General features: G+C 61.1%; 5 protein-coding genes. 3 read left to right on the top strand and 2 right to left on the bottom strand.

What is annotated here, in order from left to right; genetic code table 11:
• Positions 1-144 precede the first annotated feature (144 nt).
• Entirely contained in the window at positions 145-1,428 is a 1,284-nt protein-coding gene (locus AC1DH9_RS21820; protein ID WP_427538000.1) for an MFS transporter, read from the top strand.
• On the opposite strand, the gene AC1DH9_RS21815 is transcribed toward AC1DH9_RS21820, so the two are convergent.
• Positions 1,394-1,945 (bottom strand): DJ-1 family glyoxalase III, encoded by a 552-nt coding sequence (locus tag AC1DH9_RS21815; RefSeq protein WP_427538003.1) that lies wholly within the window; start codon positions 1,943-1,945, stop codon positions 1,394-1,396. The two genes, AC1DH9_RS21820 and AC1DH9_RS21815, sit on opposite strands and share 35 nt — an antisense overlap.
• 80 nt (positions 1,946-2,025) lie before the next feature.
• Positions 2,026-2,484: a DUF4879 domain-containing protein gene (locus AC1DH9_RS21810; protein ID WP_427538006.1), complete on the bottom strand. Its 459-nt coding sequence runs from the start codon at positions 2,482-2,484 to the stop codon at positions 2,026-2,028.
• Between the two features lie 215 nt (positions 2,485-2,699).
• Between AC1DH9_RS21810 and AC1DH9_RS21805 the strand changes: the two genes are divergently transcribed.
• Together AC1DH9_RS21805 and trmA are read left to right on the top strand one after the other, a co-directional pair.
• The gene (locus AC1DH9_RS21805) at positions 2,700-3,995 is read left to right on the top strand and encodes an NCS2 family permease (RefSeq protein ID WP_427538009.1); all 1,296 of its coding nucleotides are present in this window, start codon (positions 2,700-2,702) and stop codon (positions 3,993-3,995) included.
• Positions 3,992-5,071, top strand: coding sequence for a tRNA (uridine(54)-C5)-methyltransferase TrmA (gene trmA, locus AC1DH9_RS21800; RefSeq protein ID WP_427538012.1), 1,080 nt, complete (start codon positions 3,992-3,994; stop codon positions 5,069-5,071). Before AC1DH9_RS21805 ends, trmA begins: the two co-directional genes overlap by 4 nt.
• Positions 5,072-5,199: the final 128 nt, after the last annotated feature.

The raw sequence follows: 5,199 nt of genomic DNA, 5'->3' as shown, positions 1-5,199 counted from the left end.
GTTCAGGGCTGCGGTATTGGCTGTGGCGAAGACAGGACGCGGGCTTCAGGATAGGTGTCTAGCTAACTAAATTCTCCGCACACGCAACTTCAGGTTACAAGTTGGTGATAATCTCGATTTTTCCTCGCTCAGAACTACCCGCCGATGCCGACCCAAGCCCCGCTGTTGTTGCGCCATCACCGCCCATTCATTGCCTTCTGGCTGGCTCGGGTGTTCACCGCCAGCGGTTTCCAGATGCTTACCGTGGCCATCGGCTGGAATCTCTACCAACTCACTGGCAACGTGCTGGACCTGGGTCTGGTCGGGCTTGTGGAGTTCGCGCCACGGGTGTTGTTCATGCTCCACACCGGGCATGTGGCAGACCGCTATGACCGGCGCAAGGTCGCGGCCATCTGCCAGTCCGTACAGGCGATGATCGCCCTCGCCCTGGCGATTGGCAGCGCCACTGACCACGTCACTCGCGAGATGATCTTCATCCTCGCGTTCCTGCTCGGCGCCGCCCGTTCATTCGAAATGCCGACCACCCAGGCGTTATTACCGACGATTGTCCCCAGTGCGCTGTTTCCGCGCGCGGTGGCCGCGTCCCAGTCGGCTCAACAGTCAGCCACCATCGTCGCGCCAGCGCTGGGCGGATTGTTGTATGCCTTCGGCAGCGTCTGGGTGTATGGCCCGACGGTGATTCTGTACCTCATCGCCTGCAGCCTGATGCTCAACCTTCCCGCACGGCAAACCCCGCTGAACAAGGGCAAGGCGACCCTGGATTCGTTACTCGCGGGGATTCGTTTCATTCGCAGCCGCCCGGACATTCTCGGGGCGATCTCACTGGATTTGTTCGCGGTATTGCTCGGAGGCGCCACGGCGCTGCTGCCGGTGTTTGCCAAGGACATCCTGCTGACCGGTCCCTGGGGATTGGGCCTGCTGCGCTCGGCGCCAGCGGTCGGGGCCTTGCTGATGTCGTTATGGCTGGCGCGGTTTGCCGTGGAACGCAACGTCGGACGGGTCATGTTCACGGCTGTCGGGGTGTTTGGCGTCGCGACCATCGCCTTCGGCCTGTCGACCTCGTTCTGGTTCTCGCTGGCGGTGCTTGTGGTGCTCGGCGCCGCTGACATGATCAGCATGGTGATCCGCGCGTCCTTCGTGCAACTGGAAACCCCGGACGAAATGCGCGGCCGGGTCAGCGCGGTGAACGGTTTGTTCATCGGTGCCTCGAACCAGTTGGGCGAATTCGAATCCGGACTCACCGCTCACTGGTTCGGCACCGTACCGGCGGTGGTGATGGGCGGAATCGGCACGCTGCTGGTCACCGGGACATGGATCAAACTGTTCCCGACCCTGGCCCAACGCGACCGCATGCATGTGCCGGTGGAGGAGGCGAAAGTCTCAGCGGTGTCTGCTACGCCAGCAACTCCCCCGCCACAGCAGCCCTGACGGCTTTGCCACACAGTCGTTCAACCAGCACCAAGGCAAACGCCAGGGCAGCACTCGAACCTTGAGCGGTGATGCAGTTGCCGTCGATGACCACGGGTTGATCGACGAACGTGCAGCCGAGCAGTTGATGACTGGCCGAGGGCAGGCAGGTCATGCGCCGCTGACGCAATACGCCAAAGGCTTGCAGCGCCAGCGCCGGTGACTCGGCGATACCGGCAAACATGCGCCCGGCGGCGGATTGATCCTGGACCAGTTGCAACAAGGGTTGATGAGCGGCCAGGCGCTGAGCGCCGACGGCGCCACCCGGCAAAACGACCAGGTCGAACGGTTGCGCCAACACATCGATCAGCATCGCGTCGGCGGTCAATCGGGTGCCACGGGCGCAGGTGAGCATGCGCCGTGACTCGATGCTCGCCACCACCACTTCGACTTTCGCCCGGCGCAACACATCGATCAGTGTCACGGCTTGCAGGTCGTCGATACCTTCGGCAAGGGTAATCAGGGCTCTAAAGGTCATGGTCTGCGTCCACAGGGTGATCCTTAAAGCGTAGTCAGCTTTGCTGACAGATGTTCGAGCGTGCTGTTACCCAGTGAAAGTTACTTGATGTACAGCTGCGTCGACAGTCTGTTGCCCGGTGCATTGATCGAGGTATTGCTGAACGTGAACGTCCCTTCCTGCTTACCCGCCAGATCAAAGGTGTAGAGGTTGCCGACAACTTTACTGGCCACGCCTGAGCATTCCGTCAGATTGCCGTTGCCATAGGCGCAGACCGGGGCCCGCACGCCATTGACTTCAAAGCCGTCCAGCGTTGCATTCGGCAGGCGGCCGTAGCCGATCTCCAGCACGTAGATCTTGATGTTGGGGCCTGCGTGATCGCACTTCGTCTTGTCCTGCCCTGGCGCAATATCTTCAATGCCGCAGGAGGTCGACTGGACCTTGAGCACCTTGACTTCGCTCAGCGGTGGTGCGGACGCTGCCAGTGCGGTGTGCGCACCGAGCAACATGGCGCCAGACAGGCCAAAAGCCAGAATCATCCTGTTCTTTATAGAAGACATATCCACTCCCAAAACCAGCGCGCAGTATGCCCCACTCCCTCAAACTGCAAAACATCGCCGACGATCAACGCCATTAGGCAGCCATAGCCGCACGCTGCTGGTATGATGCGCGGCTTTTTCCGACCGACAGAAAATACTCAGGCGCCTGGCACGGCCTGTGCTTTGCTGTTGAAGTCGATACATTCACGGCGCCGGGCGCGCCACGGGGAGCAGACATGCTGGAAAGGCTGTTTCAACTCAAGGCACACAACACCAACGTGCGTACCGAGATTCTTGCCGGTATCACGACCTTTTTGGCCATGGCCTACATTCTGTTCGTCAACCCGAGCATCCTCGGCGAGACCGGCATGGACAAGGGCGCGGTGTTTGTCGCGACGTGCCTGGCAGCAGCCATTGGCTCGACGGTGATGGGCCTGATCGCCAACTACCCGATCGCGCTGGCGCCGGGCATGGGCCTGAACGCCTTCTTCACCTACACCGTTGTTCTGCACATGGGCCATACCTGGCAAGTGGCGCTGGGGGCGGTGTTCATCTCGGCGGTCATGTTTTTCCTGCTGTCGATCTTTCGCATCCGCGAGTGGATCATMAACAGTATCCCGCTGGCGTTGCGCTCGGCGATTGCCGCTGGCATCGGTCTGTTCCTGGCGCTGATCGCCCTGCATAACGCGGGCATCGTGGTCAGTAACCCGGCGACCATGGTTGGCCTCGGCGACCTGAAACAACCGGCACCGATCCTCGCGACCCTGGGTTTTGCGTTGATCGTCGCCCTCGAAGCCTTGAAAGTGCGCGGTGCCGTGCTGATCGGCATCCTCGCGGTGACCATCGTTTCCATCGCCCTGGGCTTCACACCGTTCGGCGGCGTGATGGCGATGCCGCCTTCGCTGGCGCCGACCTTCCTGCAACTGGACATCAAGGGCGCGCTGAACATCGGTCTGGTCAGCGTGATTTTTGCTTTTCTGTTCGTCGACCTGTTCGATAACTCCGGCACCCTGATTGGCGTCGCCAAGCGCGCCGGCCTGATGGGCAAGGACGGCCACATGCCGAAAATGGGTCGTGCGCTGATCGCCGACAGCACCGCGGCCATGGCCGGTTCCCTGCTGGGCACCTCGACCACCACCAGTTACATCGAGTCGGCGGCGGGCGTCAGTGCCGGCGGCCGTACTGGCCTGACAGCCGTCGTGGTGGCCGTTCTGTTCCTGCTGGCGTTGTTCTTCGCACCACTGGCCGCCAGCGTACCGGCCTTCGCCACCGCACCAGCCTTGCTGTTCGTCGCCGTACTGATGACCTCGGGCCTGGCGGAAATAGACTGGGACGACATCACCGTTGCCGCGCCCGTGGTCGTTACCGCACTGGCCATGCCATTCACTTACTCCATCGCCAACGGTATCGCGTTCGGGTTCATTTCCTGGACCGCGATCAAGTTGCTGTCCGGTCGTGGCCGTGAACTGAACTCGGCGTTGGTGGTTCTGTCGATTCTGTTCGTGATCAAGTTGGGTTGGTTCAACGCATGACTTTCGATTCCCAGGCTTACACCGCTCAGCTCGAAGAAAAGGCCACGCGCCTGCGTGACCTGCTGGCGCCGTTCGATGCACCCGAACCTGCGGTGTTCGACTCGCCGCTGGCGAACTTTCGCCTGCGCGCCGAATTCCGCCTGTGGCGCGAAGCCGGCGAGCGTCATTACGCGATGTTCTCCCAGGAAGACAAACGCACGCCGATCCTGATCGAAGAGTTCCCGATCGCAAGCCAGCGTATCAACCAGTTGATGCCGCAGCTCAAGGCCGCCTGGCAAGCCAGCGCCGCCCTGAGCCACAAGCTGTTTCAGGTGGAGTTCCTGACCACCCTGGCCGGCGATGCGATGATCACCTTGTGTTATCACCGCCCGCTGGACGAGCACTGGCACGCGGCGGCGTCGAAACTGGCCGCGGACCTCAATGTCAGCGTGATCGGTCGCTCCAAGGGCAAACGCGAAGTGATCGGCCATGATTATGTGGTCGAGAAACTTGAAGTCGGCGGTCGTACCTTCAGCTATCGCCAACCGGAAGGCGCGTTCACCCAGCCGAACGGTACGGTGAACCAGAAGATGCTCAACTGGGCTTACGACGCTCTGGGCGATCGCTCCGACGACTTGCTGGAGTTGTATTGCGGTAACGGCAACTTCACCCTGCCGCTGGCGACCCGCGTGCGCAAAGTGCTGGCCACCGAAATCAGCAAGACCTCGGTGAATGCGGCGCTGAGCAACCTCAGTGAAAACACTGTGGATAACGTCACTTTGGTGCGTCTGTCTGCTGAAGAGCTGACCGAAGCGCTGAATGAAGTTCGCCCGTTCCGCCGTTTGCACGGCATTGATCTGAAGAGCTACGAGTTCGGTAGCGTGTTCGTCGACCCACCGCGCGCCGGCATGGACCCGGACACGTGCGAGCTGACCCGACGCTTCGAGAACATTCTGTACATTTCGTGCAATCCGGAAACACTGGCGGCCAACATCGCCCAATTGCACGACACCCACCGCATCACCCGCTGCGCGATGTTCGATCAGTTCCCGTGGACGCACCACATGGAATCCGGGGTCTTGCTGACCCGACGTTGATTACATTCGCTCAATACAAAAAACCCGGCCGAAGCCGGGTTTTTTGTCAACCGATCACTGCATCCACGGCGGAGGCGGCTCTTCGGTTTTGCCCGGAGGGGCGTCGTCTGCGGCGCGAACCGCTTGCC

This window comes from Pseudomonas sp. 05T35 (assembly GCF_056396605.1).
The sequence above is the reverse complement of the archived record's forward strand: the minus strand, read 5'-3'. Positions and strand labels throughout refer to the sequence as shown.